At 74.1% G+C, this 15419-nt stretch carries 18 protein-coding genes; 4 read left to right on the top strand and 14 right to left on the bottom strand.

Features of this window, described 5'->3' with window-relative positions; translation table 11 throughout:
• Positions 1-3: 3 nt before the first annotated feature.
• Positions 4-396: a hypothetical protein gene (locus ACFU7Z_RS07255; RefSeq protein WP_380776783.1), complete on the bottom strand. Its 393-nt coding sequence runs from the start codon at positions 394-396 to the stop codon at positions 4-6.
• Entirely contained in the window at positions 396-935 is a 540-nt protein-coding gene (locus tag ACFU7Z_RS07250) for a SigE family RNA polymerase sigma factor (protein WP_255357401.1), read from the bottom strand. The genes ACFU7Z_RS07255 and ACFU7Z_RS07250 overlap by 1 nt, the downstream gene beginning before the upstream one ends.
• Positions 936-1153: 218 nt before the next feature.
• Here ACFU7Z_RS07250 and ACFU7Z_RS07245 point away from each other — a divergent pair, with 218 nt between their 5' ends.
• Positions 1154-1933 carry a VOC family protein gene (locus ACFU7Z_RS07245; protein WP_380776781.1) on the top strand — a complete coding sequence of 260 codons (780 nt, stop codon included), beginning with the start codon at positions 1154-1156 and terminating at the stop codon, positions 1931-1933.
• A 71-nt stretch (positions 1934-2004) separates the two neighbouring features.
• Here the strand turns inward: ACFU7Z_RS07245 and hisF are convergent, their stop codons facing one another.
• From hisF to hisD, 8 genes are read right to left on the bottom strand one after another with little or no spacing between them, the layout of a single operon-like run.
• The gene (hisF, locus tag ACFU7Z_RS07240) at positions 2005-2775 is read right to left on the bottom strand and encodes an imidazole glycerol phosphate synthase subunit HisF (protein WP_049650364.1); all 771 of its coding nucleotides are present in this window, start codon (positions 2773-2775) and stop codon (positions 2005-2007) included.
• Positions 2772-3335 (bottom strand): RidA family protein, encoded by a 564-nt coding sequence (locus ACFU7Z_RS07235; protein ID WP_380776779.1) that lies wholly within the window; start codon positions 3333-3335, stop codon positions 2772-2774. The genes hisF and ACFU7Z_RS07235 overlap by 4 nt, the downstream gene beginning before the upstream one ends.
• On the bottom strand, positions 3332-4057 hold the full coding sequence (gene priA / locus ACFU7Z_RS07230) for a bifunctional 1-(5-phosphoribosyl)-5-((5-phosphoribosylamino)methylideneamino)imidazole-4-carboxamide isomerase/phosphoribosylanthranilate isomerase PriA (protein ID WP_107086387.1): 726 nt from the start codon (positions 4055-4057) through the stop codon (positions 3332-3334). Before priA ends, ACFU7Z_RS07235 begins: the two co-directional genes overlap by 4 nt.
• A gap of 19 nt (positions 4058-4076) precedes the next feature.
• Positions 4077-4712, bottom strand: coding sequence for an imidazole glycerol phosphate synthase subunit HisH (hisH, locus tag ACFU7Z_RS07225; RefSeq protein WP_049650366.1), 636 nt, complete (start codon positions 4710-4712; stop codon positions 4077-4079).
• A 31-nt stretch (positions 4713-4743) separates the two neighbouring features.
• Positions 4744-4881, bottom strand: a complete 138-nt coding sequence (locus ACFU7Z_RS07220) for a hypothetical protein (protein ID WP_049650367.1) — start codon at positions 4879-4881, stop codon at positions 4744-4746.
• Positions 4882-4892: 11 nt separating this feature from the next.
• Positions 4893-5486, bottom strand: a complete 594-nt coding sequence (gene hisB / locus ACFU7Z_RS07215; RefSeq protein WP_074000937.1) for an imidazoleglycerol-phosphate dehydratase HisB — start codon at positions 5484-5486, stop codon at positions 4893-4895.
• Between the two features lie 4 nt (positions 5487-5490).
• A complete protein-coding gene (locus ACFU7Z_RS07210) occupies positions 5491-6591 on the bottom strand; it encodes a histidinol-phosphate transaminase (protein ID WP_074000936.1) in 1101 nt (366 codons plus the stop codon).
• Entirely contained in the window at positions 6588-7895 is a 1308-nt protein-coding gene (gene hisD, locus ACFU7Z_RS07205) for a histidinol dehydrogenase (RefSeq protein ID WP_074000935.1), read from the bottom strand. The genes ACFU7Z_RS07210 and hisD overlap by 4 nt, the downstream gene beginning before the upstream one ends.
• Before the next feature lie 91 nt (positions 7896-7986).
• Here hisD and ACFU7Z_RS07200 point away from each other — a divergent pair, with 91 nt between their 5' ends.
• From ACFU7Z_RS07200 to ybaK, 3 genes are all read left to right on the top strand, one after another.
• Positions 7987-9573 (top strand): oxidoreductase, encoded by a 1587-nt coding sequence (locus tag ACFU7Z_RS07200; RefSeq protein WP_380776777.1) that lies wholly within the window; start codon positions 7987-7989, stop codon positions 9571-9573.
• A gap of 75 nt (positions 9574-9648) precedes the next feature.
• On the top strand, positions 9649-10386 hold the full coding sequence (locus ACFU7Z_RS07195) for an LON peptidase substrate-binding domain-containing protein (protein WP_380776787.1): 738 nt from the start codon (positions 9649-9651) through the stop codon (positions 10384-10386).
• A gap of 40 nt (positions 10387-10426) precedes the next feature.
• Entirely contained in the window at positions 10427-10921 is a 495-nt protein-coding gene (gene ybaK, locus ACFU7Z_RS07190) for a Cys-tRNA(Pro) deacylase (protein WP_049650372.1), read from the top strand.
• 94 nt (positions 10922-11015) lie between these two features.
• Here ybaK and ACFU7Z_RS07185 read toward each other — a convergent pair whose 3' ends face one another.
• The 4 genes from ACFU7Z_RS07185 to ACFU7Z_RS07170 all read right to left on the bottom strand — a co-directional run bounded on the left by ACFU7Z_RS07185 (position 11016) and on the right by ACFU7Z_RS07170 (position 15168).
• Positions 11016-11813 carry an ABC transporter permease gene (locus tag ACFU7Z_RS07185; protein WP_380776775.1) on the bottom strand — a complete coding sequence of 266 codons (798 nt, stop codon included), beginning with the start codon at positions 11811-11813 and terminating at the stop codon, positions 11016-11018.
• A gap of 103 nt (positions 11814-11916) precedes the next feature.
• Complete coding sequence (locus tag ACFU7Z_RS07180; RefSeq protein ID WP_380776773.1) at positions 11917-12726, bottom strand: ABC transporter permease; 810 nt, start codon at positions 12724-12726, stop codon at positions 11917-11919.
• Positions 12723-13724, bottom strand: a complete 1002-nt coding sequence (locus tag ACFU7Z_RS07175) for an ABC transporter ATP-binding protein (protein WP_380776771.1) — start codon at positions 13722-13724, stop codon at positions 12723-12725. The genes ACFU7Z_RS07180 and ACFU7Z_RS07175 overlap by 4 nt, the downstream gene beginning before the upstream one ends.
• A 163-nt stretch (positions 13725-13887) precedes the next feature.
• Positions 13888-15168: an NYN domain-containing protein gene (locus ACFU7Z_RS07170; protein WP_380776769.1), complete on the bottom strand. Its 1281-nt coding sequence runs from the start codon at positions 15166-15168 to the stop codon at positions 13888-13890.
• Between the last annotated feature and the right edge of the window lie 251 nt (positions 15169-15419).

The raw sequence follows: 15419 nt of genomic DNA, 5'->3' as shown, positions 1-15419 counted from the left end.
GGATCACCCCCGGCCGGGCCGCCCGGGGGCCCGCGGGGGGGGGGGGGAGGGGGTGCCTTTGGTCGCGGAATGGGAGGACGGGGGGGCGGTGGGGGACGGGGGCGCGGAGTGGACGGCCGGGGCCGGCGCGGTCCCGGCCGGGCGGTCGCCGCCGCTCGGCGATCCGGGCAGGAGCAGGGCCGCGCCCGTGGCGATGGCGGCCACCGCCGCCACGGCCGCGGCCCCGGTGAGGGCGGTGCGCCGGCGGACCGTGCGCCGGATTCCGGCGGCGTCGATCACGGGGGTGGCGGTGGTGTCGGCGAACAGGGTCATGGCGGCGAGGAGTTCCTTGTCGAAGTCGGAGTCGGGGTCGGGCCCTGGAGTGGGGACGGGGTCCTGGGGCGGGAAGCGGATCATCACGCACCTTCACGCGGGGTCGACGACGCGGACGGGGCGTCCTGCCTGGGCAGCGCGGCCCGCAGTTTCGCGAGCCCGCGGGAGAGTTGCGAGCGCACGGCGCCCGGGGAGATGTCGAGGGTCTGCGCGATCTCCCGGTCCCCCAGGTCGTGGAGGTAGTACAGGACGACCACGGTGCGCATCCCCATCGGCAGGGTGTGCAGCGCCGCGACGAGTTCGGCGCGCAGTTCCACCGACCGGTAGGCGTCGCGGGGGTCGGGGTGTTCGACGGCGGGCTCCGGCGCGGGGCGTTCGCCCGAGCGGTGCAGGCGCCGCCAGCGGTCGTTGGCCAGGTTCACGAGGATCCGGCGCACGTACGCCTCGGGCACCTCGGCGCGCGCGACCCGCCGCCAGTGCCGGCAGGCCCGTTCCAGGGCCTCCTGGACGAGGTCCTCCGCGGTGTGGGCGTCGCCGGTGAGCACGTACGCCGTGCGGAACAGCGCGCCCGAACGCTGTTCCACGAACTCGACGAAGTCGATCCCGGGACTGCCCCTGCGCAGCCTCACCCGTGGCCTCACTCTCTGCCGCCGTCTTTTCCACCCCCTTGACGGCGCCCGCCCGCCGGCTGCTGCACGGCGGGCCGGGAAGTGACGCGGCTCACAGCGGGCCCGGCGGCCTCCCCCGGCTGCGGATGTCAGACCCCGGGTGCAGACTCGCAGGTGGCCGGGGTCCGACCCGGGCACGCCCGGCCGTCCCTCCGTCGAAGGGCACCCCGCACATGCTCACCACCGACTTCCCCATCGGCTCGCCCTGCTGGATCGACCTGGGCAGCCCGGACATCCCCGCCACCGCCGGGTTCTACAACCAGGTGTTCGGCTGGACGTTCCTGGAGATCCCCGGGACCGGCGGCTACGGGTTCGTCCAGCTGGACGGCAGGACCGTCGGCGCCATCGGCCACCTCGACCAGGGCGCGCGGTCCGCGTGGACGACGTACTTCCGCACCGCCGACGCGGACGCCACCACCAAGGCGGCCGAGCAGGCCGGCGCCGGCGTCCGGGTGCCGCCGTCGGACGTCATGCAGGAGGGTCGGTTCGCCGCGCTCACCGACCCGCAGGGCGCCGATTTCGCCGTCTGGCAGGCGGGGAGCACCAAGGGGCTGGACGCGGTGTCCGAGGAGGGCGCCCTGGTCTGGGCCGAGCTGCACACCTCCGCCCCGGACGTCGCCTTCGCCTTCTACGAGAAGCTGTTCGGCTGGCGGGTGGAGAACTTCGAGCCGTCGCCGGGGATGAGCTACCGGGTGGTCTCCACCGCCGAGGGCGACCAGCAGGCGACCAGCTTCGGCGGCATCGCGCCGACCATGGCCCCGGCGCAGCCGTCCGCCTGGACGCCGTACTTCGCGACCGCGGACGTGGACGCGCGGGTGACCAAGGCGACGGCGGCCGGTGGCTCGGTGCTGATGGGGCCCGAGAATGTGAAGAACGTCGGCCGGATCGCGTGGGTCGCGGACCCGAACGGCGCCCCCTTCGCGCTGATCAAGGGCGACCCGAACCAGGCCTGAGCGAAGGAACAACGGACACGGTGCCTGTTCGCGTTCGCAAAACGCGCTCGCGAACAAGCACCGCGAAAAACTCACCGCACCGGGTGCCCTGCCTCCCGCAGCGCGCCCTTGACCTCGCCGATCCGCAGGTCCCCGAAGTGGAACACGCTGGCGGCCAGCACCGCGTCCGCGCCCGCGTCGACGGCCGGCGCGAAGTCCGCGAGCTTGCCCGCGCCGCCGGAGGCGATCACCGGCACCGAGACGCTCTTGCGCACGGCCCGGATCAGCTCCAGGTCGTAGCCGTCCTTGGTGCCGTCCGCGTCCATCGAGTTGAGCAGGATCTCGCCCGCGCCCAGTTCGGCGGCGCGGCCCGCCCAGGCGACGGCGTCGAGCCCGGTGCCCTGCCGCCCGCCGTGGGTGGTGACCTCGAAGCCGGACTCGGTCTCCGTCCCGGGCGGGCAGCGCCGGGCGTCCACCGAGAGCACCAGGACCTGCCGCCCGAACCGCTGGGCGATCTCGCGGACCAGCTCCGGCCGGGCGATGGCCGCGGTGTTGACGCCGACCTTGTCGGCGCCGGCCCGCAGCAGCTTGTCGACGTCCTCGACGGCCCGGATGCCGCCGCCCACCGTGAGCGGGATGAAGACCTGTTCGGCGGTGCGGCGGACCACGTCGTAGGTGGTCTCCCGGTCGCCGGAGGAGGCGGTGATGTCGAGGAAGGTCAGCTCGTCGGCGCCCTCGGCGTCGTAGAGCTTGGCCATCTCGACCGGGTCGCCGGCGTCGCGCAGGTTCTGGAAGTTGACGCCCTTGACCACCCGCCCGGCGTCCACGTCCAGGCAGGGGATGACACGTACTGCGAGGGTCACGGCTGTTCGCCTTCCACAACTTCCAGGGCTTCCGAGGCTTCCGGGACGTCCGAAACTTCCGGGGCGTCCGGGATTTCCGGGGCTTCCAGGGTCTTTGCCAGTCCGGACCGGTACGCGTCGAGTTCGACCTCGACCAGCATCCGGGAGTCGATCAGCCCGTCGACCACCACCATGGTGGCCACCGGGCGTGCGGCGTCGAAGAGTTCGCGGTGGGCGCGGCCCACCTCCTCGGCGTCGCGGACGTGGGTGATGTACATCCGGGTGCGGACCACGTCGTCGGTGGTCAGACCGTACGCGGCCAGGGCGGTGAGCCCGACGCCGAACGCGGCGAGGGTCTGCCGGTACGGGTCGCCCTCGTGCTCGATCCGGCCGTCCACCCAGGCGGTGGAGCCGGCCACGTGCACGTGGTCGCCCGCGGCGACGGCCCGGGAGTAGCCGAACTCGTCCTCCCACGGGGAGAATCCGCCGACCCGACCGGCCACGACCCGACCGGCCACGACCTGCCCGGCCTCGCCCCGACCGGCTACGACCTGCCCGCGTACGATCCGACCGTCCGTCATCCTGAAACCGCCTCCAGGGCCTCTTCGAGGGTGAACTTCTGCTCGTAGAGTGCCTTGCCCACGATGGCGCCCTCGACACCCTCGCCCACGAGCGAGGCGATGGCGCGCAGGTCGTCGAGCGAGGAGACGCCGCCGGAGGCGACCACGGGCCGGTCGGTCGCGGCGCAGACGTCGCGCAGCAGCTGGAGGTTGGGGCCGGTCAGGGTGCCGTCCCGGTTGACGTCGGTGACGACGTAGCGGGCGCAGCCCTCCGCGTTCAGCCGGGCCAGCACGTCGAAGAGCTGGCCGCCGTCGCGGGTCCAGCCGCGGCCGCGCAGGGTGGTGCCGACCACGTCCAGGCCGACGGCGATCTTGTCGCCGTGCTCGGCGATGGCCTTGGCGACCCACTCCGGGGCCTCCAGGGCGGCGGTGCCGAGGTTGACCCGGGTGCAGCCGGTGGCGAGCGCGCGGGCGAGCGACTCGTCGTCGCGGATGCCGCCGGACAGCTCGACCTTGACGTCCAGCTGTCCGGTGACCTCGCGCAGCAGCTCGTAGTTGCTGCCGGTGCCGAAGGCGGCGTCGAGGTCGACCAGGTGCAGCCACTCGGCGCCGGCGTTCTGCCAGGCGAGGGCGGCGGCGAGCGGCTCGCCGAAGGAGGTCTCGGTGCCGGAGGCGCCCTTGACCAGGCGGACGGCCTGGCCGTCACGGACGTCGACGGCGGGCAGCAGTTCGAGGCTCATCAGAGATCCAACTCTCAGAAAGTCAGAGGGTGTTGACCCAGTTGGTCAGCAGGGCGGCGCCGGCGTCGCCGGACTTCTCGGGGTGGAACTGGGTGGCCCACAGCGGGCCGTTCTCGACGGCCGCGACGAACGGCTGCCCGTGGGTGGCCCAGGTGACCAGCGGCGGGTTGATCCGCGCGCTGTGGGTCTCCAGCTCCCAGTGCCGCACCCCGTAGGAGTGCACGAAGTAGAAGCGGGTCTCCGGGTCGAGGCCGGCGAACATCCGGCTGCCCTCGGGGACGTCCACGGTGTTCCAGCCCATGTGCGGGACGACGGGGGCCTCCAGCGGCTCGACGACGCCCGGCCACTCGTCGCAGCCGGCCGTCTCCACGCCGTGCTCGACCCCCTTCTCGAAGAGGATCTGCATGCCGACGCAGATGCCCATGACCGGTCGGCCCCCGGCGAGCCGGCGGCCGATGATCCAGTCCCCGCGGACGGACTTGAGCCCGCGCATGCAGGCCTCGTAGGCGCCCACCCCGGGGACGAGCAGGCCGTCCGCGGCCATCGCGGTGTCGTAGTCGGAGCTGACCGTGACGTCCGCCCCGGTCCGCTCCAGGGCGCGCTGCGCGGAGCGGAGGTTGCCGGAGCCGTAGTCGAGGACGACGACGTTCTTGCCCATGTTCAGGTGTCCAGTCTCTCTACGGCGGGTGTTACAGGCGCATGAGGCCGGAGGCCAGGCACATCACGGCGCCGAAGGCCAGCACCAGGATGACGCTCTTCGACTGCTTCTGCTTCCAGAAGGAGATGACTCCGCCGGCCAGGAAGAGGCCGACGAAGATGAGGATCATCGCAGTATTGCTCACAGCGCACCCTTGGTGGACGGGAGGATTCCGGCCGCGCGCGGGTCGCGCTCGGCGGCGTAGCGCAGCGCCCGGGCCAGCGCCTTGAACTGGCACTCCACGATGTGGTGCGCGTTGCGCCCGTACGGCACGTGGACGTGCAGCGCGACCTGCGCCTGGGCCACGAAGGACTCCAGGATGTGCCGGGTCATCGTGGTGTCGTACGAGCCGATCATCGGGGCGATGCCCTCGGGCTCGGTGTGCACCAGGTACGGCCGGCCGGAGAGGTCCACGGTGACCTGGGCGAGCGACTCGTCCAGCGGCACTGTGCAGTTGCCGAAGCGGTAGATGCCCACCTTGTCGCCGAGCGCCTGCTTGAAGGCGGCGCCGAGCGCGAGGGCGGTGTCCTCGATGGTGTGGTGGGTGTCGATGTGCAGGTCGCCGTCGGTCTTGACGGTGAGGTCGAACAGGCCGTGCCGGCCGAGCTGGTCGAGCATGTGGTCGTAGAAGCCGACGCCGGTGGAGATGTCGGTCCTCCCGGTGCCGTCGAGGTCTATCTCGACCAGGACCGAGGTCTCCTTGGTGGTGCGCTCGACGCGTCCGATGCGGGACATGGGGTTAGAGCTCCTTGATCACAGAACGGACGGCGTCCAGGAAGGCGTCGTTCTCGGCGGGCGTGCCGGCGGTGACGCGCAGCCACCCGGGGACGCCGTTGTCGCGGACCAGGACGCCCTGGTCGAGGATGGCCTGCCACACCGCGTGGGTGTCGGCGAAGCGGCCGAACTGGACGAAGTTGGCGTCCGAGTCGGTGACCTCCAGGCCCATCCCCCGCAGCGCGTCGACCAGCCGGTCGCGCTCCTGCTTGAGCCGCCCGACGTACCCGAGCAGGGTGTCGGTGTGCTCCAGGCAGGCCAGCGCGGTGGCCTGGGTGACGGCCGACAGGTGGTACGGCAGGCGCACCAGCTGGACGGCGTCCACCACGGCCGGGTCGGCGGCCAGGTAGCCCAGGCGCAGGCCGGCCGCGCCGAAGGCCTTGGACATGGTGCGGCTGACCACCAGGTTGGGGCGGCCCTCGATCAGCGGCAGCAGCGAGGCGCGGTGCGAGAACTCGACGTACGCCTCGTCCACCACGACCAGGCTGGGCCGGGCGGCCTGCGCGGCCTCGTACAGCCGCAGCACGGTGTCGGCGTCCACGGCGGTGCCGGTCGGGTTGTTGGGCGAACAGATGAACACCACGTTCGGCCGGTGCTCCGCGATGGCGGTGACGGCGGCGTCCACGTCGATGGTGAAGTCGTCGTTGCGCGGGCCGGAGATCCAGGCGGTGCCGGTGCCCCGGGAGATCAGCGCGTGCATCGAGTACGAGGGCTCGAAGCCGAGCGCGCTGCGGCCGGGGCCGCCGAAGGTCTGCAGCAGCTGCTGGAGCACCTCGTTGGAGCCGTTGGCGGCCCAGACCTGCTCCCGGGCGACCGGGAAGCCGGTGGTCTTCCCGAGGTACGCGGCGAGGCCCTCGCGCAGCTCGACCGCGTCCCGGTCGGGGTAGCGGTTCAGCCCGCGGGCGGCCTCGGCGACGCGCTCGGCGATCCGGGCGACCAGCTCCTCGGGCAGCGGGTACGGGTTCTCGTTGGTGTTCAGCTGGACGGGCACGTCCAGCTGCGGCGCGCCGTACGGGGACTGGCCGCGCAGCTCGTCCCGGATCGGCAGGTCGTCGATGGCAGTCACGATCCCGGAACCGTCCAATCGAAGCGAGCCTTGATGGCGTCCCCGTGCCCCGGCAGGTCCTCGGCGTTCGCCAGGTTGACCACGTGCGCGGCGACGTCCGCCAGCGCCTCCCGGTCGTACTCGACGACCTGGACGCCGCGCAGGAAGGTCTGCACCGACAGCCCGGAGGAGTGGCAGGCGCAGCCGCCGGTCGGCAGCACGTGGTTGGAGCCGGCCGCGTAGTCGCCCAGCGAGACCGGGGTCCAGCGGCCGATGAAGATCGCGCCGGCGTTGACCACCCGGGCGGCCACCGCGTGGGCGTCGCGGGTCTGGATCTCCAGGTGCTCGGCCGCGTACGCGTTGACCACGGCGAGGCCCTGCTCCAGGTCGTCGACCAGGATGATGCCGGACTGCCGGCCGCCGAGCGCCTCGGCCACCCGCTCGCCGTGCTTGGTCCGCGCGACCTGCACGGCCAGCTCGGCCTCGACCGCGTCGGCGAGCGCCGGGGAGTCGGTGACCAGCACCGAGCCGGAGGTCGGGCCGTGCTCGGCCTGGCTGATCAGGTCGGCGGCGACGTCGGACGGCAGCGCGCTGTCGTCGGCGAGGACGGCGATCTCGGTCGGGCCGGCCTCGGAGTCGATGCCGATCCGGCCGGCGAAGTAGCGCTTGGCGGCGGCCACGTAGATGTTGCCGGGGCCGGTGACCACGTTCACCGGCGCGCACTCCTCGGTGCCGAGGGCGAACATCGCGACCGCCTGGGCGCCGCCGACGGAGTAGACCTCGTCCACGCCGAGCAGCGCGCAGGCCGCCAGGATGGCCGGGTGGACGCTCCCCCCGAACTCCTTCTGCGGCGGCGAGGTGACGGCGATGCCCCGGACGCCCGCCTCCTGGGCCGGCACCACGTTCATCACCACGGAGGACGGGTAGACCGCCAGCCCGCCCGGCACGTACAGGCCGACCCGCTCGACCGGCACCCAGCGCTGGGTGACCGTGCCGCCCGGCACCACCTGGGTGGTGTGCCCGGTGCGGCGCTGGTCGGCGTGCACGGCGCGGGCCCGGCGGATCGACTCCTCCAGGGCGGCCCGCACCTTCGGGTCCAGCGTCTCCAGGGCCTCGGTCAGCTGCTCGGCCGGGACCCGGGTCGACTCCAGCCGGACGCCGTCGAAGCGTTCGGTGATCTCGATCAGCGCCGCGACCCCGCGATGGCGTACGTCCTCGGCGATCGGCCGCACCTTCTCCAGGGCGGCCGCGACGTCGAACTCGGCACGGGGCAGCAGGTCACGCGGGTCGTCCAGCGAGCCGCGGAGGTCGATTCGAGAGATCACGCCACCCAGTGTAAGGAGTGGCCGGAACCGCTGGTCCCGCATTTCAGTCCGTGATACGAAAGGCGAGACGACCGGGGGGACGGGGAAAACCATGGCGGAGCGCGCTCCAGAGGGCTGGACGGACACGGAACGCGCGCTCTGGGAGGCCTACCGCCAGGGCGAGATCCTGGACCGCCGCAGTGGCGAAGCCAACACCGACGACCCCTTCGGCGACGCCCCCTGGGGCCCCGACCGCACCGTCCGCGCCGAGGTGCTCGCCCATCTGCTGCTGGTAGGACCGGAGCCCGCCCCCGGGCGGGTCGCCTCGCTGCGGTTCAGCGGCGTCCTGGTCACCGGCGCGCTCAATCTGGCCGGGGGCGCCATCGACGACTACGTCGAGCTGCACGACTGCCGCTTCGCGCACAAGATCCTCATCTCCGAGGCGGCGGCCTCCACGCTGCGCTTCGTGAACTGCCTGATCCCCCGGCTGGAGGCCTCCCGGCTCTCCACCACCGGCGACCTCCACCTCGCCCGCTGCCGCGTCCCCGACGGCATCCGGCTCACCGACGCCCGGATCGGCACCGACCTGCTGCTCAACCAGACCGTCGTCGGCGGCGACCGCCACGGCCGCGCCGTCTCCGCCGACGGGATCACCGTCAACCAGGACTTCGAGGCCGAACGCCTGGAGACCCGGGGCGAGCTGAGCGTGCGCACCGCCCGGATAGGCGGCCGGCTCTCGCTGCGCGGCGCCCAGCTGCGCGCCGACCGGCGGCACAATCCCACCTGCCTCAACGCCGTACGGGTCACCGTCGGCCACACCCTCTACCTGACCGGCTCCGCCGACCTCGGCTGGGTCGGCTCCCGCGGCTACTACGGCTCCGGCTACGGCTACGGCGAGAACCCGCCGCCCGACGGGCCCGTCACCCCGTTCCGCGCCTTCGGCCGGGTACGGCTGTCCGACAGCCGCTTCGACGGCGCCTGCCTGGTCTCCGGCGAGTTCCACCTGGAGGGCGAGGACGAGCTCTCGCTGCGCCGCATCCACACCCCGGAGCTGCGCTTCACCTGCAAGGTCCGCCCGACCGGCACCGTCTCGCTCTCCCGGGCCCGGGTCGGCAACCTGGTCGACACCCCGGAGGCCTGGCCGCTCGGCAAGCACCTGGGCCTCACCGGCTTCGTCTACGAGAACCTGCGCCCGGTCGGCGCCTTCCCCGTCCAGCAGCGGATCGCCTGGCTGGAGGGCTCCTCGGTGGACTTCCAGCCCGAGTCCTACGAGCAGCTCGCGGCCGCCCTGCGCCGCGACGGCGCCGACGACGACGCCCGCGAGGTGCTGTACGCCAAGCAGCGCCGGCGCCGCCGCACCCTGCCGCTGCCGGCCCGGGTCTGGGGCGCGGTCCAGGACGCGACCGTCGGCTACGGCTACCGCCCGGGCCGGGCGGGCCTGTGGCTGCTGCTCGCCTGGGTTCTCGGCAGCCTCTGGTTCGCCACCCACCCGCTGGATCCGCTCAAGGCCGACGAGCGCCCGCACTGGAACCCGGTGCTGTACACCCTCAACCAGCTGCTGCCGATCGTGGACCTCAACCAGGGCGGCTGGAACCCCGGCGGCCTCACCCAGTGGATCTCCGCCGGGCTGGTCGTGGTCGGCTGGCTGCTCGCCTCCACGGTCGTGGCCGGCGCCACGCGGATGCTCCAGCGCGGTTGAGCCCTCCGGTGGACGGGCCCGGCGAGCGGCCGGGCCCGTCCACCGTGCGACAAGGCCCCCGTCCGGGGAACTACGCTGTCCGCCGTGACAGAACGGCTGCCGCTCTTCCCGCTGAACACCGTGCTCTACCCGGGCCTGGTGCTGCCCCTGAACGTCTTCGAGGAGCGCTACCGCCGTCTCGTCGCCGATCTGCTCGAACAGCCCGAGGAGACTCCCCGGCGGTTCGGCGTGCTCGCGATCAGGGACGGCCGGGAGGTCGCCCGGGTCAGGCCCGAGGAGGGCCCGGCCGGTCCGCTGGACGGCCTCGGCACCGTCACCGGGGACCCGCTGGAGGCGGTCTTCCAGGTCGGCTGCGTCGCCGACATCGCCTCCGTCCAGCACCAGCCGGACGGCCGCTACGAGCTGCTGGTCACCGGCACCACCCGGTTCCGGCTGCGCTCGGTGGACGTCTCCGGCCCGTACCTGACCGGGGAGACGGAGCTGATCGAGGAGCGCCCGGGCGAGGGCTCCGGCGCGCTGGCCTCCGAGGTCGAGCGGGCGTTCCGGGTCTACCAGAAGCGCCTGGCCGGCGCCCGCGAGGCGAGCACCGTCGGCCACCAGGAGCTCCCGGACGACCCCCAGGTGCTCTCCTACCTGGTCGCCGCCGCCTCGGTGTTCGAGACCCCGGTCAAGCAGCAGCTGCTCGCCTGCCCGGACACCGCCCAACGGCTGCGCGCCGAGCTCGACCTGCTGCGCCGCGAGTCGGCCGTCCTCAGCTGGCTGCCGTCGCTGCCCGCGGTCGACCTCACCCGCCAGTCCTTCAGCCCGAACTGACCGAGGACCCCAAGGACCTCAAGGACCCCGAGGACCCCGCATGGCCAAGAAGACCAGGAAGGGCGGCCAGGGCACACCCGCCACCGTCGCCCTGGAAGCCGCCGCCGTCCCGTTCACGGTGCACGCCTACGACCACGACCCGGCCGCCGCCTCCTACGGCGGCGAGGCCGCCGAGGTCCTCGGCATCGCCCCCGAGCGGGTCTTCAAGACCCTCGTCGCCGACGTGGACGGCACCCTCACCGTCGGTGTGGTCCCGGTCGCCGGCCAGCTCGACCTCAAGGCCCTGGCGGCGGCCGTCGGCGGCAAGCGTGCCGCCATGGCCGACCCGGCCGCCGCCGAGCGCAGCAGCGGCTACGTCCTCGGCGGCATCTCCCCGCTGGGCCAGCGCCGGCCGCTGCGCACCGTCGTCGACGTCAGCGCGCTCGGCCACCCCACCGTCTACGTCTCGGCGGGCCGCCGCGGCCTCGAAGTCGAACTGGCCCCCACCGACCTCGTCGCCCTCACGAGGGCCGACACCGCCCCCATCGCCCGCTGAAGCACCGTCCCCGGGGGAATGCCCCTCCCCGGGGGAAAAGCGAGGGCGCGGGGCCGGTGCGGGACGACCCGCACCACCCCGCGCCCGACCACGCTCAGCGCTCCGTACCGCTCCCCGGACCGTTTCCGGCGCCGCTGCCCGCACCCGGCCCGGCCCACGGCCCGGCCGGCGCCTCCGCGGAGGGCCCCGCCGAGGGCCCCACCGGAGGCATCACCGGGGGCCCCGCCAGCGGAGCCTGCGCCACCGGCGCCCAGTACGGCGGCGGGTCCTCCTCCCGCTTCCCGAACGCGGCCGAGAGCAGGAGCAGCACCACCATCGCCGTCATCGGCCAGACCAGCAGCGCCCCCAGCGCCCCCAGGTCGATGCCCGCGTCGAAGTGCCCGCCGTTGCCGACCCGCCGGGCCTCGCCGATCAGGTCGCCGCTCGGCCCGAGCCACCGCCCGATCCGCCAGGCCCCGATCGATCCGAGCAGCCCGCCGACGGCCAGCCCCAGCGCTACCGCGATGCCGCCGCCGCGCCGCCGGGTCACCAGGAAGGCGCCGAGCGCGGTCAGGATCCCGGCCCCCAGGCCGATCAGCACGAACACCGCGTCGGCCCCGGCCCGCTGCTCGCCCTCGGGGTCGGCGTAGAGGATGCGGTCGCCGTCCACCACCAGCGGCACCTTCGGCGCCAGCCAGGCCCACAGCCCGGCCATCACCAGACCGGCCACCAGGCAGGCGACCACGACGCCCGCCCCGACCCGGACCTCCGGCAGCAGCCGCCGCCCCAGCGGAATCGTCCCGTGCCCGAGGGCGGTGGCCCCGTACGGCGGCGCGAACGGGTCGGGCGCTGCGTCCGGCACCGCCTGCACATCGGCGGGCGCGGGATCCGGAGGTGTGTTCGGTACGGTCACGCGCCCCATCGTTTCACGACGGCCACCCGGACGACCCACCCGTACCCGCCACCGTGCCCACCGGTCGTGGGCCCGCTACCGGACGCCCGACCCGTAGGACGCCCTACCGCGAGACCGCCCGCCGGTACGCCCAGGTGGCGACGGCCAGCGACACCACGCCCACCCCCGCGCAGACCGCCAGGTCCACGAGCACCAGCGCCCAGTCCGGGTCCGGCGCGAAGGTCCGCGCGAAGGCGTCCACCCCGTACGTGGACGGCAGCAGGTCCCGCAGCCACTGCACCGGCTGCGGCAGGTGGTCCACCGGCAGCACGCCCAGCAGCAGGGCGGCCGACATCCCGAGCTGCCCGAGCATCGTCGCGATCTCCTGCCGCGGCGCCAGCAGCCCGCAGGCCGCCCCCAGCCCCGACAGCGCGGCCCCGGCCAGCGGCACGACCGCCAGCAGCACCCACAGCTGCCCGAGCGGCAGCCCGAACATCACCGCCCCGAACGCCGCCGTGGCGAGCGTCCCGGGCAGTGTGAAGGAGGCGTACGCGGCGGCCGTCCCCAGCACCACCGAGGCGGCCGGCACCGGCAGCGTCGCGTAGTGGTCGAGCCCGCCGGTGGCCCGCAGCTTCCCGAAGTACTGGGCGAGCAGGTTCAGCGCGACGAACGCCACCACCAGCACGCTCGACCCGGCGACCACCGACCGCGCCGCCGAGGACTGCCCGGCGTCCACCACGCCCCGCATCATCACCAGGATGCCGACGGACTGGAAGGTGGCCACGAACAGCAGCGGGATGCGCGCCACCCGCGCCCGGGCGAGCTGCGCCCGGTACACGGCCGCGAGCGCCGGCAGCAGCCTGGCCGCGGGGGCGAGCGGGGCGGGGGTGGCCGTGGACCGGTCGGTCCGCGGCGGCACCGAGAGCAGCGTCACTTGGCCAGTCCTCCGTGGCGGCCGCCCAGCTTGAGGTAGGCGTCCTCAAGGCTCGGGGTGGCGAGGGTGAAGTCGTCGAGCGCGGCGAAGGCCGGGCCGGTGGTGACGGCGGCGACCAGTTCGCGGGCCTGCTCGGGGGTGGTGCGGACGGTCCAGCGGCGCCCGGTGCACTCGGCCCGTTCGCGCAGCGCGGCGACGGCGGGCACGCCGAGCGGCGCCTCGTCCCGCCAGACCAGGTCGAGCCGGACGTCGCCGTCCACCAGCGCCTTGAGCCCGCCGGGCGTGTCGCAGGCGATCACCCGGCCGTCGTCGACCACGGCGACCCGGTCGAGCACCGTCTCGGCCTCGATCACGTTGTGGGTGACCAGCAGCACCGTCGTCCCGTGCTCGGCGCGCCGCCGGTCCACGGCGCTCCACACGGCCCGCCGGGCGACGGGGTCCATGCCGGTGGTGGGCTCGTCCAGGACGAGCAGCGGGCGCTCCCCCACCAGGGTGGCCGCGAAGCAGGCGAGCCGCCGCTGTCCGCCGGACAGCTTGGCGAGCGGCCGGGCGGCGATCGGCTCCAGCCCGAGTTCGGTCAGCACGTCGGCGGCCGCGCCGCGGGCCTGCGCCCGGGTGAGTCCGCGCAGCCGCCCGGTGGTCTCGGCGGCGAGCGCGACCGTCAGCTCGTCCAGCGCGGTGGATTCCTGCCCGAGGTAGCCGAGCAGCCGGGCGGCCCGCTCGGGGTGCCGCACGATGTCGTGGCCGAGGAGTTCGACGGAGCCCGAGTCGGGGCGCAGCAGCCCGGTGAGCTGGCGCACCAGCGTCGACTTGCCGGCTCCGTTCGGCCCGAGCAGCCCGAAGACCTCGCCCTGGCGGACGGTGAGGCTGATCCCGTCGTTGGCCCGGATCTCGGTGGCGGACGCGCCGCGTCCGCTGCGGTAGGTCCTGACCAGGTCGCGCACGGCCACGCACGGCAGGGGGGGTTCCTCGGGTGCTCGCCCCGCCGTCTCGCTCACGACCGAAGACTCTACGCGCTCATACGGGCGAACCGGACAACGGGGCCCCGCCCGCGCCCGGGCCGCCGACCTGCCGGGTCGTCCGCCGGGCCGCCGCGGCCCTCGGACCCCCTCGGTCGTCGCGCCGCCCCGGCCGTCGGGCCCGCTCGCTCCGCCGTCCGGCTCAGTCGTCGACGACCATCGACCCGCCCGGCACCCGCGCCGCCAGTTCCTTCCAGAACCCGGCCCGGATGGCGTAGCGGTCGTGCTCGTCGATCTGGTCGTCCTTGTGCGCCAGCAGCCCGAAGCGGGCGGCGTAGCGCAGCAGCTCGCCGTCCACCCGGTGCGGGATGCGCGGGTAGTCGGGCCAGAGCATGGTCAGTCTTTCCGCGTCGCCGACGCGTTCGCTCCAGCGGCGGGCGAAGACCTGCCCGACCTCGTGGGCGTCGCCGCCGATGGAGGTGATGTCCTCCTCGCGGTCGGCCCAGCGCTGCTCGGCGGTGGTGAGCTGGGCGAGGGTGGGCAGGCTGTCGCCGGCGGTGACGGCGGGCTCCGGGACGGGCCGGTCCACCCAGCCGCGGTCGGAGGACCAGCGCAGCACCGGCCCGGTCTGCGCGACGGCCCCGTTCCCGTTCACGCCGTGGCCGTTGCTGCCGTTCGCCACCGGGGTGATCGCGGTGATCGGGGTGACGGAGGAGGCCCGCCCGGCCAGGTCCTTCGGCGTCGGTACGACCTTGAGCGCGGCCGCGGCCGGCTGCGGCTGTCCGTCGGTGGCGGGGGCGTCCGCCGGGGCCGCGGCCGTGGCCGCCGGGCGGACCACCGGCGGCACCACGGTGGGCAGCGGGGCGGCGGGCGGGGCGGCGAGGATCTTGGCGATCTCCTGCCGGGCCCCCGGGGCCGGGAACATGCTGGAGTGCTCCCGCAGGGAGAAGGACCCCTCGATCCACTCCCGGTCGAGCACCCGCCGCTCGTCCGCCTCGCCGACCAGGTCCTCGGACTGGTTGAAGTCGCCGTCGGCGGCCTGGAGGGCCCACAGGTGGACGGCCACCCCGTGCTCCTTGGCGGTCATCATGCCGGGCAGCAGGTCCCCGTCGCCGGTGATCAGCACGACGTCGGCGCAGGCCCGGTTGCGGGCGAGCTCGGAGAGTTCGGCGTGCATCGCGGCGTCCACGCCCTTCTGCACCCAGCGCCCCTCGGCCCGGGTGAGGGCGCCGAGCCGTACGGTGACCCGGGGCAGTACCCGCAGCCGCCGGTGCTCGGGCATCGGGCGCCGGTCGGGCGCGGCGTCGAACCAGTAGATCCGCAGCAGCGGCAGGCCTGTCTCGGCCTCGGCGCGTTCGCGCAGTGCGGCGATCAGGGCCGTGTGGTTCACGGTGACCTTGGAGCGGGACGGATCCCCCGCGAGCAGGCTGGCGGCGGCGCCCAGCAGATATCCGGCGTCCACCAGGACGACACAGCGGTCCATCGCGCACCTCTTTTCGCTCGCCCTCGGAATCAGTCGGGTGGGTCGATTCGGGAATGGGCGGTCCGCCCGCCGTCCGGGCGTGCCGAGGTGAGGGGCCCCCGTCGTCGCCCGATCGTTGGGTCACCTTTTACCCGCGGTTCGCCTGCCGAACCTCGCCGGTTGTCCCGGTAGCGCAACGGCCGTCCCAACGAGGAGCAAACAAAAGCGAAGGCGGGCCCCGTACAACGACGGGGCCCGCCCGAGGTCACGCG

The sequence above is a fragment of the Kitasatospora sp. NPDC057518 genome (assembly GCF_042802075.1).
Lineage (GTDB): Bacteria > Actinomycetota > Actinomycetes > Streptomycetales > Streptomycetaceae > Kitasatospora.
Note: the sequence above shows the minus strand (reverse complement) of the source record. Positions and strands in the feature narration are given on the sequence as shown.